Annotated in this window: 20 protein-coding genes; 3 read left to right on the forward strand and 17 right to left on the reverse strand. The window is 64.0% G+C overall.

Going from position 1 to position 15683, the window contains the following annotated elements:
* The 3 genes from AC56KW_RS25530 to AC56KW_RS25540 all read right to left on the reverse strand — a co-directional run.
* Nucleotides 1–267 (reverse strand): dihydroxy-acid dehydratase domain-containing protein (locus AC56KW_RS25530; RefSeq protein WP_497173436.1); only part of this gene is annotated, 267 nt, incomplete at its 3' end.
* Entirely contained in the window at nucleotides 264–1079 is an 816-nt protein-coding gene (gene xylB, locus AC56KW_RS25535) for a D-xylose 1-dehydrogenase (protein ID WP_497173437.1), read from the reverse strand. The genes xylB and AC56KW_RS25530, both read right to left, overlap by 4 nt.
* A gap of 173 nt (nucleotides 1080–1252) precedes the next feature.
* Complete coding sequence (locus AC56KW_RS25540) at nucleotides 1253–2356, reverse strand: LacI family DNA-binding transcriptional regulator (RefSeq protein ID WP_497173438.1); 1104 nt, start codon at nucleotides 2354–2356, stop codon at nucleotides 1253–1255.
* Nucleotides 2357–2643: 287 nt separating this feature from the next.
* On the opposite strand from AC56KW_RS25540, the gene AC56KW_RS25545 reads away from it, so the two are divergent.
* Nucleotides 2644–4632 carry a peptidase U32 family protein gene (locus AC56KW_RS25545; protein WP_497173439.1) on the forward strand — a complete coding sequence of 663 codons (1989 nt, stop codon included), beginning with the start codon at nucleotides 2644–2646 and terminating at the stop codon, nucleotides 4630–4632.
* A gap of 166 nt (nucleotides 4633–4798) precedes the next feature.
* Nucleotides 4799–5536 (forward strand): SDR family oxidoreductase, encoded by a 738-nt coding sequence (locus AC56KW_RS25550; RefSeq protein WP_497173440.1) that lies wholly within the window; start codon nucleotides 4799–4801, stop codon nucleotides 5534–5536.
* 1 nt (nucleotide 5537) lies between these two features.
* On the opposite strand, the gene AC56KW_RS25555 is transcribed toward AC56KW_RS25550, so the two are convergent.
* The 11 genes from AC56KW_RS25555 to AC56KW_RS25605 all read right to left on the reverse strand — a co-directional run bounded on the left by AC56KW_RS25555 (nucleotide 5538) and on the right by AC56KW_RS25605 (nucleotide 13223).
* Nucleotides 5538–6236 (reverse strand): glutathione binding-like protein, encoded by a 699-nt coding sequence (locus tag AC56KW_RS25555; protein WP_497173441.1) that lies wholly within the window; start codon nucleotides 6234–6236, stop codon nucleotides 5538–5540.
* A gap of 83 nt (nucleotides 6237–6319) precedes the next feature.
* Nucleotides 6320–6919, reverse strand: a complete 600-nt coding sequence (wrbA, locus tag AC56KW_RS25560; protein WP_497173442.1) for an NAD(P)H:quinone oxidoreductase — start codon at nucleotides 6917–6919, stop codon at nucleotides 6320–6322.
* Between the two features lie 130 nt (nucleotides 6920–7049).
* Complete coding sequence (gene lpxO / locus AC56KW_RS25565) at nucleotides 7050–7949, reverse strand: lipid A hydroxylase LpxO (RefSeq protein ID WP_497173466.1); 900 nt, start codon at nucleotides 7947–7949, stop codon at nucleotides 7050–7052.
* A 191-nt stretch (nucleotides 7950–8140) separates the two neighbouring features.
* Nucleotides 8141–8368 (reverse strand): DUF6139 family protein, encoded by a 228-nt coding sequence (locus AC56KW_RS25570; protein WP_497173443.1) that lies wholly within the window; start codon nucleotides 8366–8368, stop codon nucleotides 8141–8143.
* A gap of 118 nt (nucleotides 8369–8486) precedes the next feature.
* Entirely contained in the window at nucleotides 8487–8687 is a 201-nt protein-coding gene (locus AC56KW_RS25575; RefSeq protein ID WP_497173444.1) for a hypothetical protein, read from the reverse strand.
* Between the two features lie 147 nt (nucleotides 8688–8834).
* Nucleotides 8835–9770, reverse strand: a complete 936-nt coding sequence (locus tag AC56KW_RS25580) for a class I SAM-dependent methyltransferase (protein WP_497173445.1) — start codon at nucleotides 9768–9770, stop codon at nucleotides 8835–8837.
* Nucleotides 9771–9857: 87 nt separating this feature from the next.
* Nucleotides 9858–10526: an ankyrin repeat domain-containing protein gene (locus AC56KW_RS25585; RefSeq protein WP_497173446.1), complete on the reverse strand. Its 669-nt coding sequence runs from the start codon at nucleotides 10524–10526 to the stop codon at nucleotides 9858–9860.
* A 4-nt stretch (nucleotides 10527–10530) separates the two neighbouring features.
* Nucleotides 10531–11313, reverse strand: a complete 783-nt coding sequence (locus AC56KW_RS25590) for a TatD family hydrolase (RefSeq protein ID WP_497173447.1) — start codon at nucleotides 11311–11313, stop codon at nucleotides 10531–10533.
* 143 nt (nucleotides 11314–11456) lie between these two features.
* Nucleotides 11457–11597 (reverse strand): hypothetical protein, encoded by a 141-nt coding sequence (locus AC56KW_RS25595; protein WP_497173448.1) that lies wholly within the window; start codon nucleotides 11595–11597, stop codon nucleotides 11457–11459.
* A 176-nt stretch (nucleotides 11598–11773) separates the two neighbouring features.
* On the reverse strand, nucleotides 11774–12271 hold the full coding sequence (locus tag AC56KW_RS25600) for a DUF421 domain-containing protein (RefSeq protein WP_497173449.1): 498 nt from the start codon (nucleotides 12269–12271) through the stop codon (nucleotides 11774–11776).
* A 235-nt stretch (nucleotides 12272–12506) separates the two neighbouring features.
* Nucleotides 12507–13223 carry a hypothetical protein gene (locus AC56KW_RS25605; protein ID WP_497173450.1) on the reverse strand — a complete coding sequence of 239 codons (717 nt, stop codon included), beginning with the start codon at nucleotides 13221–13223 and terminating at the stop codon, nucleotides 12507–12509.
* Nucleotides 13224–13478: 255 nt separating this feature from the next.
* On the opposite strand from AC56KW_RS25605, the gene AC56KW_RS25610 reads away from it, so the two are divergent.
* Nucleotides 13479–13688, forward strand: a complete 210-nt coding sequence (locus AC56KW_RS25610) for a hypothetical protein (protein WP_497173451.1) — start codon at nucleotides 13479–13481, stop codon at nucleotides 13686–13688.
* A 47-nt stretch (nucleotides 13689–13735) separates the two neighbouring features.
* Here AC56KW_RS25610 and AC56KW_RS25615 read toward each other — a convergent pair whose 3' ends face one another.
* From AC56KW_RS25615 to AC56KW_RS25625, 3 genes are read right to left on the reverse strand one after another with little or no spacing between them, the layout of a single operon-like run.
* Nucleotides 13736–14257: a GNAT family N-acetyltransferase gene (locus AC56KW_RS25615; protein WP_497173452.1), complete on the reverse strand. Its 522-nt coding sequence runs from the start codon at nucleotides 14255–14257 to the stop codon at nucleotides 13736–13738.
* Between the two features lie 19 nt (nucleotides 14258–14276).
* A complete protein-coding gene (locus AC56KW_RS25620; RefSeq protein ID WP_497173453.1) occupies nucleotides 14277–14654 on the reverse strand; it encodes a PilZ domain-containing protein in 378 nt (125 codons plus the stop codon).
* A 10-nt stretch (nucleotides 14655–14664) separates the two neighbouring features.
* Complete coding sequence (locus tag AC56KW_RS25625) at nucleotides 14665–15681, reverse strand: DNA polymerase III subunit delta' (protein ID WP_497173467.1); 1017 nt, start codon at nucleotides 15679–15681, stop codon at nucleotides 14665–14667.
* Nucleotides 15682–15683 lie beyond the last annotated feature (2 nt).

Genomic DNA, 15683 nt, shown 5'->3' on the forward strand with positions numbered 1-15683 from the left:
GTGCAGCGGGAATTCCATCGGGATGCCGCCGGCGTCGCGGATGCCGTCGCGCACGCGCTTGGCCAGCTCCAGGTGGATGCGGTTGCACGGCGCGATATCGCTGCCGCTCTGGGCGATGCCGATGATCGGCTTGCCGCAGCGTAGCTCCTCGGGCGTGATCCCGTAGTTCATGAAGCGCTCGAGGTAGAGCGCCGTCATGTCGATGCGCTCGGGATTGTCGAACCAGTCCTGCGACCGGTAGCGCCGTGGTGGAAGCTGCCCGCTCATGCGCCGAACCATCCCGCATCGACGAAGTATTCGCGGCCGCTGCAGCGACGCGCGCTGTTGGACGCCAGGAACAACGACAGCGCCGCCACATCCTGCATCTCCACCCGCGCCGGCAGGCACTGGCCGGCCAGGATGCGGTTCTCTTCTGCCGGCGTATGCCACAGCGCCTCCTGGCGCGGGGTGCGCACGGCGCCAGGCACCACGGTATTGACGCGGATATTATCCCCGCCAAGGTCACGCGCGAGTCCGCGGCTCAGGCCTTCGATCGCCGCCTTGGCCGTCATGTACAGCGACAGCTCGGTATGCGGCAGGTGCCAGGAAATCGAACCGAAGTTCAGGATCACGCCAGCCTTCTGGGTACGCATCGAGCGCACCGCCGCCTGCGCGCAAAAGAACTGGTGGCGCAGGTTGACCGCCATCCGGTTTTCCCAATAGGCGGGCGTGACCGCCTCGATCAGGTGACGATCGTCGTTGGCGGCGTTATTGAGCAGGATGTCGATGCTGCCGGCCTCCTCGTCGATGACGGCGAAGCTCGCCGCCAGCGCGTCGAGGTCGGTCAGGTCGCAGTGAAGGAAACGGGGGACATGTGGTACGTGGGCGAGCGCAGCGACGAGTGCCTGGGCGTCGCGATCGGCGATGTCCAGGAACCAGACCCGCGCGCCCTGCAGCGCGAAGGCGGTGACCAGCTCACCGCCGATGCCGGAACCGCCGCCGGTAATGACGACGCGCTTGTCGCGCAAGTCGGGATAGGTCGCGTAGACCGGCAACGCGCGGTCTCGCACCGCCAGCGTCGGGTCGGCATGTGCCGTCATGGTCGTCTCCAGATTATTCTGCGTATTATGGATGCGCCACAGTATTCCCTTAACAGAACTGTTAGCGCAATCATCCCAGTCTAATCGGGCATGGAGACCATTGTCAACGAACTTCTTGAAAAGGATTTCACAGGGTCTACGCCCAGCGATCTCGGCACGGCTGAAGCACGGTTTCAGCGGGCTTTCGCGACCGCCGGCAAGCGCGCCGGCGGGCGGATACGCGGGGCGGCATCGGACTGGCGCCGCACGAGCTCGAAATCCATGCGCGTCTGCTCGGGATCGGCCGGCTCGTTCTCGCGCATCGCGCGCACGCGCCGCACCAGCGCCTGCACCGCCTCGCGGGCCATGCCGGCGATCGGCTGGCGCACGGTGGTCAGCTCGGGCCAGATCGTCGTGGCCAGGGCGGTATCGTCGAAGCCGGTGACGGTCAGGTCGCCCGGCACGTCCAGCCCGAGGCGGTGCGCCACGGCCACCGTGGCCGCGGCCATGTCATCGTTGCTGGCGAAGATCGCCGTCGGCCGGTCTTCCAGCGCCAGCAGCTGCTCGGCCGCGTCCAGGCCCGAGCGGTAGGTGAACATGCCCTGCACCACCAGCTCCTCGGAGGCGTCGGCACCCTTCTCGGCGATTGCCTTGCGGTAGCCGTCCAGGCGGCGCGCGCTGGCGGTCTGGTTCGGGTGGCCGACAACGAAACCGATGCGCTGGTGCCCGAGCGCGATCAGGTGGCGCGTCATGTGGTGGGCGGCCTTGTAGTCGTCGATACTGACCGCGCCGACGCCCGGCGCGGGCGAACCGCAGGCCACCACCACCGCCGGAATCCCGGCATTGGCCACGCACTCGAGCACGGCCACGCTGTCGCACAGCGGCGGCGGCAGGATAACGCCGTCCAGGCCATTGTTGATCAGGCGCTGGGTATGCTCGATCTCGTGGTTGCCCGCCTCGCACTTCTCGACGAACAGCTGGACGTTGTTCAGGCCCGACTGGTTGAGCAGGCCGACCAGGAATTCGCTCAGGTAGGCCGCGCTCGGATTGCTATACAAGAAACCGACGCGGATCGGCTTGGAACCGGCCAGGTTGCGCGCTTCCTGGTTGGGCGTGTAGTTGAGCGCCGCGACTGCCTCGGCCACCTTGCGGCGCGTGCTTTCGCGTACCAGGCTCTTGCCGTTCATTACACGGGAAACAGTCATCGCGGACACGCCGGCGAGCCGGGCAACGTCCACCATGGTGGGCTTGCCCTGCTCCATCGCTTCACGAACGGCCTCGACGCTTGCTTTACTCATGTCGGATATTTCTTTAGAAGTTAGTAATATCGCCGGATGTTAGCACAGTTAAGGACTGCCCATGAGGGGCCGCCCCAAGTATCCACGTAACCACAAACGCGCCGTCAGCACAGGAGGACGAGCTTTCGGTTTGCGCTAACATTCTGCGCCCGCAACATCTGATCCGGATCATAGCGCGCCCGCTGCCGCATTGCCAGGACTGCCACGCCAGTGCGCCCGACGCCACATCCACATGACGGCGCGTCGGCATCTCGCTATAATTCCGTCCTTCGCCCAAAGGAAACGCCATGTCACTGCTTGCCCACGAGCTCGAACTGCTCTCGCCCGCCAAGACCGCCGAGATCGGCCGCGAGGCAATCCTCCACGGCGCCGATGCCGTGTACATCGGCGGTCCGGCCTTCGGTGCGCGGCACAACGCCAGCAATCCGCTGGAAGACATCGCGTCGCTGGTCCAGTTCGCCCACGGCTACCGCGCGCGCATCTTCGTGACCATGAACACGATCATGCACGACAGCGAACTCGACCTGGCGCGCAAGCAGATCTGGCAGTTGTACGAGGCCGGCGTCGACGCCCTGATCATCCAGGACATGGGCCTGCTCGAGCTCGACCTGCCGCCGATCCAGCTGCACGCGAGCACGCAATGCGACATCCGCGGCGTCGAGAAGGCCAAGTTCCTGGGCGACGTCGGCTTCTCGCAGCTGGTGCTGGCGCGTGAACTGACGGTCGAGCAGATCCGCAAGATCCACGCCGAGGTCGACACGCCGCTCGAGTATTTCGTGCACGGCGCGCTGTGCGTCGCCTATTCGGGCCAGTGCTATATCTCGCACGCCGATACGGGCCGCTCGGCCAATCGCGGCGACTGCTCGCAGGCCTGCCGCCTGCCCTACACGCTGAGCGACGGCCAGGGCCGCGTGGTGGCCTACGACAAGCACCTGCTGTCGATGAAGGACAACGACCAGAGCCGCAACCTGGAAGCGCTGGTCGACGCCGGCATCCGCTCGTTCAAGATCGAGGGCCGCTACAAGGACATGGGTTACGTGAAGAATATCACCGCCCACTACCGCCTGCTGCTCGACGAGCTGCTCGAGCGCCGTCCTGAATTCACGCGCGCGGCCAGCGGCCGCACCCGCGTGATGTTCACGCCCGACGTCGACAAGAACTTCCACCGCGGCCACACCGAATACTTCGCCCAGGGCCGCCTGACGGACATCGGCGCCTTCGATTCGCCGAAATACGTGGGCGTGGAACTGGGCATGGTGGCGCGCCTGAACGGCGACAGCTTCGACATCGTCACCAGTGCGCCGATGGCCAATGGCGACGGCCTGAACTACATGAACAAGCGCGCCACCTGCGGCATCCAGGCCAACCGCGCCGAGAAACTGGGCGACGAGGCGGACGGCCAGCGCTGGCGCGTCTATCCCAACGAACCGATGCAGGCCCTGGCCGGCCTGAAGGTCGGCACCGTCGTCCACCGCAACCGCGACCACCAGTGGGAAGCGACGCTCAATAAAAAGTCGTCCGAGCGCAAGGTGGCGGTCGACCTGATCCTGACCGAAGTGCCGGGCGGCCTGCGCCTGGACGTCGTGGACGAGGACGGCATCGCGTCGCATGTCGAGGCCATGCTCGAATTGCAGCCGGCCCAGCAGGCGGCCCAGGCCGAGGCCTCGCTGCGCGCCAGCCTGGCCAAGCTGGGCAACACGATGTTCGAGGCCGGCCACGTCGCGCTGACGCTGAGCCAACCCTGGTTCGTGCCGAACGCCGCCATCAATGCGCTGCGCCGCGACGCCATCGTCGCGCATCAGGCCGCGCGCCTGGCGGCCTGGGAACGGCCGCGGCGCAAGGCCGCCGCGCAGCCGCCGGCCGTCTATCCGGACGCCCAGCTCAGCTACCTGGCCAATGTCTACAACGAGAAGGCGCGTGCGTTCTATCACAAGCACGGTGTGCAGCTGATCGACGCGGCCTACGAGGCGCACGAGGAAGCCGGCGAAGTATCCTTGATGATTACCAAGCATTGCCTGCGCTTCTCGTTCAACCTGTGCCCGAAACAGGCCAAGGGCGTGCAAGGCGTCCAGGGCCAGGTGCGGGCCGAGCCGATGACCCTCGTCAGCGGCGACGAGAAATACACGCTGCGCTTCGACTGCAAGCCGTGCGAGATGCACGTGGTCGGCGCCATGAAGACGAATATCCTGAAGTCGCCGCCGCCGTCGAATGTCGAGTACACGCCGCTGACCTTCCACCGCCAGCGTCCGCGCGACAAGGCGGGTTCGCCCGCGTAAGCGGCATCCTGCCAGGCGGCGCCAGGCTGCTACCCTCTTCGACGGCGCCTGCGGGCGCCGTCTTCCATTCCGGACGATTGTGCAATTGCCCGCGATTTTTCGGCATGGGCGGCGCGCCCTTGCGCGTCCATACTGGCTCCACTGTCCAACCACGATGGAGTCCGCCATGAAAGACCAACTGTCCAAAGTCGTCCTGATCACCGGTGCCAGCAGCGGCATCGGCGAAGCCACCGCCCGCCATCTCGCCGCGCTCGGCCACCGCGTGGTGCTGGGCGCCCGCCGCACCGAGCGGCTGGTCGCGCTGGCGGCGGAACTGCGCGACGCCGGCGGCAAGGCCGACGTCGCCCAGCTCGACGTGACGCGCCTGGAAAGCATGCAGGAATTCGTCGACTTTGCCGTCGAGCGCCATGGCCGGGTCGATGTGCTCGTCAACAATGCCGGCGTGATGCCGCTGTCGAGGCTCGACGCGCTCAAGATCGACGAATGGAACCGCATGATCGACGTGAACATCCGTGGCGTGCTGCACGGCATCGCCACCGTGCTGCCGGGCATGCAGGCGCGGCGCAGCGGCCAATTCATCAATATCGCCTCGATCGGCGCCTATGCCGTCAGCCCGACGGCGGCCGTGTACTGCGCCACCAAGTTCGCGGTGGCGGCCATTACCGAGGGGCTGCGCCAGGAAGTGGGCGGCGATATCCGCGTGACCCTGGTGTCGCCGGGCGTGGTGGAGTCGGAGCTGGCCGAATCGATCTCGGACAGCGTGGCGCGCGACACGATGCGCGAATTTCGCAAGGTGGCGATCAAGCCCGAGGCAATCGCGCGCGCCATCGCGTTCGCGATCGAACAGCCGGCCGACGTCGACGTGAGCGAGATGATCGTGCGGCCGACCGCCAGCCCGTACTGATTCAGGCCGGGATCTTCAATCCCTTTTGTACCGACGGCCGCGCCAGGAAGCGTTCCAGCGCGGCCGCGAGGTGCCGGAAATCGGCCCCGCCGACCAGGTCGCTTGCTTGGTAGAAGTTCAGCAAGCCGTTTATCCATGGGAATATCGCGATGTCGGCAATCGTGAATTCATCGCCGGCGACCCAGGCTTGGCTGGCGAGTTGCGCGTCGATCACGCCGAGCAGCCTGCGCGCCTCGGTGACGTAGCGATCCCGTGGCCGCTTGTCCTCGTAATCTTTTCCGGCGAATTTGACGAAGAAGCCGACCTGCCCGAACATCGGCCCGACGCCGCCGACCTGGAACATCAGCCACTGGATCACCTGGTAGCGCTGCGCGGGATCACCCGGGATCAGCTTGCCCGTTTTCTCGGCCAGATAGAGCAGGATCGCGCCCGACTCGAACAGCGCCAGCGGCTGCCCGCCCGGCCCGTCTGGATCGATCACTGCGGGAATCTTGTTATTCGGGTTGAGCGACAGGAAAGCCGGCGAGTGTTGATCGTCCTGCGAAAAATCGACCTTGTGCACTTCGTAGGGCAGCCCGATCTCTTCCAGCATGATGGGGATCTTGACGCCGTTCGGCGTCGGCAGCGAGTACAGCTGCAGCCGCTCGGGATGCCGGGGCGGCCATTTCTCGGTGATGGGGAAAGCGGACAGGTCGGACATGGCGCGGGCACCTCGTCGGATGAACAGAATGCCTACGATAGCGCAGATCGACGACCGCCGCTGCCAGCGGTCGCCAATCGGGCTCAGCCGAACAGTTTATTGGCCGTCCTGGCGATCAGCTCACCCTGGTGGCGGGCGCCGCCCAGGTCTTTCTCGCTCGGCTGGCGCTGGCCCTGGCCACCGGCGATGGTCGAGGCGCCATACGGGCTGCCGCCGACGATCTCGTCAAGAGTCATCTGTTCCTGGTAGCTGTACGGCAGGCCGACGATGATCATGCCGAAATGCAGCAGGTTGGTGATGATCGAGAACAGCGTCGCTTCCTGGCCGCCGTGCTGGGTAGCGGTCGAGGTAAAGGCGCCGCCGACCTTGCCATTGAGCGCGCCGCGCGCCCACATGCCGCCCGTCTGGTCGAGGAAGGCCGCCATCTGGCCCGGCATGCGGCCGTAGCGGGTCGGCGCGCCGACGATGATGGCGTCGTAGTGCTCCAGCTCGGCCGGCGTGGCGACCGGCGCGTCCTGGTCCAGCTTGAAGTGGGCGCCCCTGGCGACTTCTTCGGGAACGGTCTCGGGGACGCGCTTGACGTCGACAGTGGCGCCCGCGCTGCGCGCGCCTTCGGCGACGGCGTTCGCCATCGCCTCGATATGGCCGTACGACGAGTAATACAACACCAATACCTTTGCCATCGACTTTCCTCCAGTGAGTCAATTTGAACGGCCATTGTAGACACGATGGCCGGACGCCCGTTTTCGGGACCCACATGGATTGTGCGGGCTTGGCCGCCCGCGCGCATTAAGTCTTAAGCAAGATGCTGCGTCAGATCCAGACGATGAAGGCGATCAGTGCGATGACGAGCGCCACGCGCGTGATGTTGTAGGCGGTCTTGTTCCAGGCCTTGAAACGGCGGCGGTACTGGCCGGCGTAGAAGGAAATGCGGAACAGCTTGCTTACCAGGCCGACCTGGTCGCCGGTCTCGTTGGGCGAGGCGGCGGCGGTCATGACGGTACGGCCGAACCAGCGGTTGAAGCTGCCCATCCAGCGGTAGCGCATCGGGCGCTCGACGTCGCAGAACAGGATCACGCGGTCGCTCTCGCTGCCGTTGATCGCCCAGTGGATGAAGGTCTCGTCGAACACGACACCCTGGCCGTCGCGCCAGCTGTGGCGCTCGCCATCGACATCGATGAAGCAGCGGTCGTCGTTCGGCGTGGCCAGGCCGAGGTGGTAGCGCATGGAGCCCGCGAACGGGTCGCGGTGCGGGTTCAGCTTGCCGCCCGGCGGCAGCTCGGCGAACATCGCCGCCTTGACCGACGGGATCGACTGCAGCAGCGCATAGGTTTGCGGGCACAGGCGCTCGGCGGATGGATGGCTGGCGTCATACCACTTGAGGTAGAAGCGTTTCCAGCCGTTCTTGAAGAAGGAGTTGAAGCCGGCATCGTCGTTCTGCTCGGCGGCCTTGATCTTCTTGAGCGCAAGCAGGTTTTCGGCTTCGGCGCGGATGATCGGCCAGTTCTCTTGCAGGCGCGCCAGTTCGGGGAATTCGCTGACCGGGATGAAGGGCGTGTTCGGCACCTTCGAGAACTTATGCATGAAAATATTGATCGGCGCCATGAACGACGAGTGGTCGAAAATCTGGCGGCGAAATGGCAGGCGCACGCGCCCGCGGAAATGGATGTGCAGGATAGACAGAATATAGAAACCCACCAGCACCCACTTCATCGCATCCTCCATCGCAGCCATGCAAGCGGCTGACTTCCTTGATCAAGGACGCAGGATACCACATCGGTTACAGGGTCGTGGCGGGCCTGCCGACTTCTGGAAGAGCAAAGGATAAGGCGAATTTCGGCGCCGGCGCACGGGACGAAACCCCTTTGCCGGCGGCAGCGGGCCGTACGCCCGCCAGGACAATATCAGTGCGTTACCGACGTCATCGCATAGCCTTTTTCGGCAATCTGGCTGCCGAGGTTATCGATGTCGAAATCCGCGATCTGGTCGGCGTTGTCGTCGACCTCGAAGGCGCGGGCTTCGATCTCCCAATCGGTGTTCGTGGCTTCTTCGGGGATGTTCTTGGCTTCAGGTACGGCCAGGTACGAGAACTTGCCGTCGTGTTCGGCTCTGCGGTAAATATCCAAGCGCATAGTCATTTCCTCTATTCAATGCACGCTTTCCGGATGAAAGCATGCAACTCCACAGTAGAAGATCGTGTGGCCATCGTCTGTTATTTGCCGAACACTCTAAGAATTGCGCGTGCAGCCTTCAGCGCGCCGGATTATGGCCGAGCACGCGCGCCGGCAGCATGACGATCGCGCGCAGCAGGTTGAATACGGCGTCGACGCCGACGCCGAGCAGGCGAAACGGCAGCAACAGCAGCCACACCACAGGATACAGCACCAGGGCAAGCAGCGCGATTGGCCAGCACAGGAACAGCAGCACCAACCATACCAGGAAACTCAGCATTGTTTTTCTCCATGAAGAAACATTGGCAGCGTCAATGTAGGCTCGATGGCGCGTGCCGGCCAGTGGTGTGCGATAAACGGGGGAAATGGCGGTCCGAACGGTCGCCGGAATGGATGAGCGGACCGCGCGGTCCGCTCGTCGACAAGCTCAGGCGATGCTCGCCGCGTCCATGACGGCCGGGGCTTGCGCCGCTTCGGCTCGCCGGGTGATCAACTCGCACTGGATCGAGGCTTGCAGCGACGGGATCGAGCCACCGGCGCGGTAGGCGAATGCGATGCGCAGCAGGTCACCGGCCTTCACCTCGAGCGGCTGGTACAGCGGCAAGGTCATGTAGTGATTGAGCCAGTCGATCGTGGTCGCCTGCTCCTGCACGATCGCCAGCACGTTCTTGGTGACGAAGCGCATGGCGTTCAGCGTGCCGTCCTGCTCGACCAGGACCGAACCTTCCCAGCTGATCAGGCTGTCGACCGGCTGGCTGAAATCGAGGATGCTGTACACGGCGGGCTGGGACAGCTCGACCGTGCCGGGCTGGACTACGCCAGTTTCCTGGAACTGGACGATCGGCGCATAAAAGCCGTCGAAGTCATAGTCTTGCTGGATCGGCTGGGCCGCCATGATCACGGCTTCCGGCATGAACAGCGGCAGCGGGCCGCCAAACCTGGCCAGGTAGCGGCGCTTGAACGACTCGATCACCTCGACCTGCTTTTCGCGCAGCATGCCGACGTGGATCATCTCGCAGATCACGACGTCGACCGGCTCCGGCGGCAGGTAGTCGAAGGCGTCGGCATGGATCACCTCGACCCTGTCGCCATGGGGATTCATCGCCAGGAAGCGGCGCGCCTCGGTCACCATGTCGGGATTGAATTCGACGCAATAGACCTTCGACGCGTTCTGGGCCGCGAAGAAGGACAGGACACCCGTACCGCCACCGAGCTCGAGCACTTTTGCGCCCGGGAACACGGAATAATGAATGGCGTTCTTGAAGCTGTGCATCCGGTTCTGGTCCATCAGCATATTGTGATGGTAATGGACTGGAATGAACTGCCCCAGGTAGCAGCTTTCGATTTCGCGTTCGTTGAGCATGGGTATCCTTGGTTTTCGGTGGTCGCATGACCTTGGAAGCATTATGGATACACTTGCCCGCACGCAATTGGTCGAGCTGAGCAAGTTTTACCGCTCAATTCGCAATTCGTCGGCCAGCCTGTCGCGCCCTGCCTGCTTGGCGATCTGGGCCGCGGTCAGGCCTTCGCCATTCTTGAGCCCGGTCTTGGCGCCGCGGGCGACCAGCAGGCGCGCGGTCGCGTCCTTCCCCTCGCGCGCCGCCAGCATCAGCGGCGTGTAGGCGCCGCTCGGACGCGGCGACAGCGCATCGAGCCTGGCGCCGCGCTCGATCAGCAGTTGCGTGATGTTTTCGTCGCCGCTGGCGGCGGCGTAGTGCAGCGCGCTCCAGCCGGGCTGGTTCACCCTGGCGCCCTTATTCAGCAACGCACGCACGGCCTCCTCGTCGCCCTTGAAGGCGGCCATCATCAACGCCGTGTTGCCGTTGAGCGCCTGGCGCTCGAGGTCGGTGCCCGGATGGCGCAGCAGTTCGCGCACCACGTCGCGCGCACCTTCGCGGATCGCCAGTACCAGGGCCGGTTCGCCGCCCAGCGGGTTCAATTCGTTGGCATTGACGACCGCGCCGACCATCTCGCGCACCGTGCCGGCATCGTCCATCTGCACGGCGCGGAAAAAAGCGCTCACCTGCTGCTCGCTCGGCGGCGGTGGCGCGGCATGGGCGCCGGCGCTGGATAGGGCGGCAAACATCAGGCTGGTGGCAAGCAGGCGGCGGATCGGCACGGTGTCAGCTCCTGGCGGTCTCGAACAGGTTGAAGAAGTTCTCGCTGGTCCGGGCAGCGACGTCGCGCAGCGACACGCCCTTGAGCGTGGCGATGTACTCGGCCACGTGGGCCACATAGCCCGGCTCGTTCATCCGGCCGCGGAACGGCACCGGCGCCAGGTAGGGCGAGTCGGTCTCGATCAGCATGCGCTCGAGCGGCACGGCCAGCGCGACCGCCTGCAATTGCTTGGCGCTCTTGAAGGTGACGATGCCCGAGAACGAGATGTAAAAGCCCTGGGCCATCGCGGCCTCGGCCACTGCCAGCGACTCGGTGAAGCAGTGCATGACGCCGGCCACCCCGCCGGCGTCGGTGCCGGCGCCCTCTTCCTTCATCAGGCGGATCGTGTCCTCGCTGGCGGCGCGGGTGTGGATGATCAGGGGCTTGCGGGTCTCGCGCGAGGCGCGGATATGGACCCGGAAGCGCTCGCGCTGCCACTCGAGGTCGCCTTCGAGGCGGTAGTAGTCAAGCCCGGTCTCGCCGATGGCGACGATCTTCGGATGGTCGGCCAGCTCGACCAGCTGCTGCACGGTCGGCTCGGGCGTGTCTTCGTAGTCGGGATGGACGCCGACCGAGGCGAAAATATGGGGATGTTGCTCGGCCAGGGCGAGCACTTGCGGGAAGTCCGGCAAGTCGACCGACACGCATAGCGCGTGCGTCACCTTGTTCTCGGCCATCTTGGCCAGGATGTCGGGCATCCGGGCTGCCAGCTCCGGGAAATTGATATGGCAATGGGAATCGATAAACATCTTGCCATTGTAAGGCCAGGAGGCGGAGAGCGCCACGCCCGGCGCGCTTGGTGACAAGTGTCCGCACTCGTCGCTCCGTGCCGAATTTGCCCTTGAGGAAACGCAGAATTTGTACTGGCGTCGCGCGACCATGGAACCCGCTTTCAGCCGTCAAACGGCCTGTTCAGCGCAATTTCGCCGCCGGTCTTGCCGAGCAGTGGGAAATCGCTTGCCACGCCCATGGCGCTTCCATGTACTTCTGCACTCGCCATGAAACACGCGATCCGGCTGCGGGTCCAGCGCATGCATGCTTGCACGATCTGGCCCCAAAGCGGACGAGACCAATATCACGCTTTCGGGCCGCTCCGATAGTGTTGGCAGCCAAAGCGGGAAGATCCGCCTGTTGAACCCAGTGCGTCTTTCACAGGCGGGCCGCGCAGGCTCCATCGGCCGGCAACCTCGGTGGCAAGCCCAAGCCCCGTCACTTCGGCCCAGCCTTGACTACCGTGATGGCACCTTCACCCTCGATGGTGACGCTCTTGACCTGATCGACGGAATCCAGCCCTTGCGCGCGCAATGCGCTCATCAACTCCTCCTCGGTGACAAATTCGCGCCGCATATTCCTTCTGAGGATTTTACCATTGCGCACGATGTCGATCGGGCGTGAGGAGACCAGCTTTTCGACGAAACGGGAGTGATAGCTGGCTGCGTTCACGATGAAATTCCAGCCCATGAGCACCATGACCAGAATCAGTCCCTCGGCCACTGATGGGTATTCGCCGAAAGCGCTCGAGGCCGCTTCCGCGATCAGAAGCAGAAAGATCAGGTCCATCGTCGCCAACTCGCCGCCGGTACGGCGCGGCATGAAGCGCATGAGAAACAAAATTGCGAAATACAGCACTGAGCCGCGCACGAATAGTTCCAGCAGCGGGATCTCGATCACGTACAGGGCGGACCAGTCATCGGGAAGCCAAGTCATCGGTTTTTTTTGTCAGCAGAGCGGCATGAGAAGCGGCTCGACAGCACCATTTTAGCGCCGGGCCGTTTTTACGGACGCGCTCTTGCGGCGCTCCGAGGGTAGTTTCAGTCAAGCTGGCGACCACGTCCTAACGTCTCCGGACGCCTCCTTGCCGGGCCCCGGTTATGCCCATCAGTCCGCAGCACAGGCAGCACCGGGCATCCCATCGGCGTGGCGTTGGCAGCCGGGCGCGATCCTACTGATCGAGCTTCAGCACCGCGAATGAAACTTCGTTCAGCGCGCTGCCGGGGCGCCACGGCGGATTGATGACGGTAATATCGCCGATGCCCAAGCGGGCGAAGTCTTCCAGCGTATAGGTCCAGCCGACGCGGTTCCGCTCGTCATACAGGTGCCGATACCGTTCCTGCTGGCCCAGCGTGACATAGTCCGCACGCACGCCCAGCCTTTTCAGATACGCCTGCTCTTCATTCGCGTCTTCCTTGATCGACGCCATCAGCTTGTCCATCATTGCTTGGCGCTGGTCTGGCGGCAGTCCTTCCAGTATCTTCTGCGTGCCGGCGTCCCAGCTGAACTCCGTGCTGGCAAGACCGCCGTGCAGTCCGATGACGGCGAAGTTGCTGACGATCTTGCGGATCCCTGCCGGGAACACGTAGTTGGCGCATGAGGACAGGCAGTATTCCATGACCTTGATGTCGAGCTTGTGTTCGCGGACCCACTGCCCCAGAACCAGGCCGGCGCCCGTCGGGCCGCCGACGCTGCGGATCGACAGCGTCACCGGCTTTTCCTTTAAGCCATCATACAGCGCGAACAAACGCAGGTTGGCCCGATCGTCCAGCTGACCGACATAAACCAGCTCGTTTCTGTCAACGAACACCTGCGTGGTATCGGCGGCGTGGGCTCCGAAGGAAAGGGTCGCAAGAACGGCAAGTCGGAAGAGAATGGTCGGGCGCATCGGGCAGGTTCCTGTATAGAGAAGACCCGCCCATTATAGACAATGCGACACCCGCAACGCTCACCCATACTCACGCTGCGTACGGGATGCGCGACCAACAGTGCGCATATGCGGGCAGCTTCCGACTTGCCCCGATTGTTACTTAAGCGTCGTCCACATTCTACGAAATGTTGTATGAGGAGACTGAATTCACCAGCTTGACGCAAGAGTCGACGCGCTCATTGTAGGATTAAACCTACACACAATCCTTTACCGATGATGGCCGATTTCCACGAGCTTCGAACGAATACACACCAGCAGATGTTGGTTGATGTTGGGCTGATGCTCTGGAAGGCATATGGAGAATCATATGCACGCGCCTTTCTTGAAGAGATGCAGATCCCTGAACCCGTCATCATGCGTATCCTCAGCCAGTCAGGTATGCGCCCCATGATGCATCTCAGCGCGGATTGCACTGATCATTGACGACCATCGTCCCAAGATGCGCGACGTGCGACGCCGTCGCTTTGCCGTCAGTCCACGACGCGTTTACCCAGGATGATCAGGTCGCGCTCGATACCATCGAGGTTGGCCACGCGCGGGAAATTGGCCCAGGTCTCGAAGCCATATTTGCGAAACAGCGCCAGGCTCGCCTGGTTATGCCCAAAGATAAAGCCCAGCAAGGTATGCACGCTGACCTGCGGCGCAAACGCCATCGCCAGCTCCAGGCAATACCGCCCCAGCCCCTTGCCCCGCGCTTGTTCGGCGATATAGATCGACACCTCGGCCGTACCCGAATACGCCGGCCGGCCATAGAAGTTCGAGTACGACAGCCAGCCGATCACTTCCGGCTGGTCGCCGGTGTCTTCGGCATCGTGAATCACCCACAGCGGCCGCCGTTCCGGCGTGTGATCATTGAACCAGCCCACCCGCGATTCGACGGTGATCGGATCGGTATCGGCCGTGACTTCGCGCGAAGCGATGGTGGAGTTATAGATGTCAACGATGACCGGCAGGTCGTCGCGACGTGCGAGGCGATGAACGTAGGAAGGCATGCAGCGTGATGAAGTGTGGTTACAGGGTGTGGGTAGCGCGCGACGACCGCAGCGCCGCGCCGAGGATCTCTTCGATGCGGGCCTTGGCCCGCAGCCCGGCTTCGTCGGCCGGGAAATGCACGCCGATGCCTTGCGCCTTGTTGTTGTTGGCGCCGCTCGGCGTGATCCAGACGACCGTGCCGGCGATCGGGTATTTACTGGGGTCGTCCATCAGCGCCAGGATCAGGTAGATCTCGTCGCCGATCTTGTACGGTTTATTGGTCGGCACGAACATGCCGCCGTTCTTCAGGAACGGCATATAGGCCGCGTACAGCGCCGCCTTTTCCTTGATCGCCAGCGACAGCACCGAAGGCCGCGGGGCCTGGGCTGCGTTCGTCTCTGGCTGGATGGCGCTCATCGGAATCCTTTCATGTGCAGCAAGCAGTGTACTCAAGCAGCATATCTTCGACAAACAATTTTGCCGACAAAGGATGATCCGCCACAGCACGCCGTTCGTTCACGGCCTTGATCGCGCGTAGCAGGTTCGCCGCCGCCGCGCGACCGGCCAGCGCCGCCAGCTCTTTCTGGTAGCGCGGGTAGTAGCGGATATTGCCCGAAAGTTTGTACGAAAAGACGTCGTACAGCCAGCGCTGGGTCCAGGATACCAGGGCCGGCAGCTCGGCCTTGGCCAGCTTTTCGGCGGTGCGCAGCGCGCTGTCCGGCGCCGGCCGCGCCAGGAACTGCAGCAGCGCGTCCATGTCGTCGCGGCTGCCGTTGCCCGATTCGGCCAGCGCCGCCAGCGGCGCCCCGCCCTGCTCGCGCAGCCAGCTGTCGGCGTCCGGCACGCCCTGCTCCTTGAGCCAGGCCAGGGCTTCGTCATGCGACGGCATCGGCAGCGCAAACTTGCGGCAGCGCGACAGGATCGTCGGCAGCAGGCGGTCGAGGCTGTTGGATGACAACAAGAACACGGTGCCGGGCGGCGGTTCTTCCAGCGTCTTGAGCAGCGCGTTCGAGGCCGGCATGTTCAGCGCCTCGGCCGGGTACAGCACCACCACCCGCAAGCCCTGGCGGTGGGTCGAGATGTTCATGAAGTCCGCCAGATTGCGGATCTGCTCGATCTTGATCTCTTTCGACGGCGCCCTGGTCGATTTCGACTTGCTGCCCGCCTCGCCGTCTTCGCCCTCGGCCGGCAGCTCGTCCTCGAATACTTCGGGCCGCACGCGGCGGTAGTCCGGATGGTTGTGCTGCACGAACCAGCCGCAGGACGCGCAAGCGCCGCAGGCATGGCCGTCGGGACGCGGGCTCTCGCACAGCAGGGCCTGGGCAAAGGACTCGATGAAGCCGGCCTTGCCGGTGCCGGCCGGGCCATGGAACAGGATCGCGTGCGGCATGCGCTCGCGCATCTGCTGCAGCTGGGACCAAGCAGCTCCTTGCCACGGGTACATCG

The organism is Telluria sp. RT2P19, from assembly GCF_059685725.1.

Bases quoted from the DNA above. Each gene is read 5' to 3' on its own strand.
- AC56KW_RS25620 (WP_497173453.1), bottom strand. From the start codon at position 14,654: ATGAGCGCCATCCAGCCAGAGACGAACGCAGCCCAGGCCCCGCGGCCT.
- AC56KW_RS25590 (WP_497173447.1), bottom strand. From the start codon at position 11,313: ATGTTTATCGATTCCCATTGCCATATCAATTTCCCGGAGCTGGCAGCC.
- AC56KW_RS25575 (WP_497173444.1), bottom strand. From the start codon at position 8,687: ATGCTGAGTTTCCTGGTATGGTTGGTGCTGCTGTTCCTGTGCTGGCCA.
- AC56KW_RS25555 (WP_497173441.1), bottom strand. From the start codon at position 6,236: ATGTCCGACCTGTCCGCTTTCCCCATCACCGAGAAATGGCCGCCCCGG.
- xylB (WP_497173437.1), bottom strand. From the start codon at position 1,079: ATGACGGCACATGCCGACCCGACGCTGGCGGTGCGAGACCGCGCGTTG.
- AC56KW_RS25600 (WP_497173449.1), bottom strand. From the start codon at position 12,271: ATGACTTGGCTTCCCGATGACTGGTCCGCCCTGTACGTGATCGAGATC.
- AC56KW_RS25540 (WP_497173438.1), bottom strand. From the start codon at position 2,356: ATGAGTAAAGCAAGCGTCGAGGCCGTTCGTGAAGCGATGGAGCAGGGC.
- AC56KW_RS25605 (WP_497173450.1), bottom strand. From the start codon at position 13,223: ATGCGCCCGACCATTCTCTTCCGACTTGCCGTTCTTGCGACCCTTTCC.
- AC56KW_RS25570 (WP_497173443.1), bottom strand. From the start codon at position 8,368: ATGCGCTTGGATATTTACCGCAGAGCCGAACACGACGGCAAGTTCTCG.
- wrbA (WP_497173442.1), bottom strand. From the start codon at position 6,919: ATGGCAAAGGTATTGGTGTTGTATTACTCGTCGTACGGCCATATCGAG.
- AC56KW_RS25625 (WP_497173467.1), bottom strand. From the start codon at position 15,681: ATGTACCCGTGGCAAGGAGCTGCTTGGTCCCAGCTGCAGCAGATGCGC.
- lpxO (WP_497173466.1), bottom strand. From the start codon at position 7,949: ATGAAGTGGGTGCTGGTGGGTTTCTATATTCTGTCTATCCTGCACATC.
- AC56KW_RS25545 (WP_497173439.1), top strand. From the start codon at position 2,644: ATGTCACTGCTTGCCCACGAGCTCGAACTGCTCTCGCCCGCCAAGACC.
- AC56KW_RS25595 (WP_497173448.1), bottom strand. From the start codon at position 11,597: ATGCGCTGGACCCGCAGCCGGATCGCGTGTTTCATGGCGAGTGCAGAA.
- AC56KW_RS25580 (WP_497173445.1), bottom strand. From the start codon at position 9,770: ATGCTCAACGAACGCGAAATCGAAAGCTGCTACCTGGGGCAGTTCATT.
- AC56KW_RS25550 (WP_497173440.1), top strand. From the start codon at position 4,799: ATGAAAGACCAACTGTCCAAAGTCGTCCTGATCACCGGTGCCAGCAGC.
- AC56KW_RS25610 (WP_497173451.1), top strand. From the start codon at position 13,479: ATGATGGCCGATTTCCACGAGCTTCGAACGAATACACACCAGCAGATG.
- AC56KW_RS25615 (WP_497173452.1), bottom strand. From the start codon at position 14,257: ATGCCTTCCTACGTTCATCGCCTCGCACGTCGCGACGACCTGCCGGTC.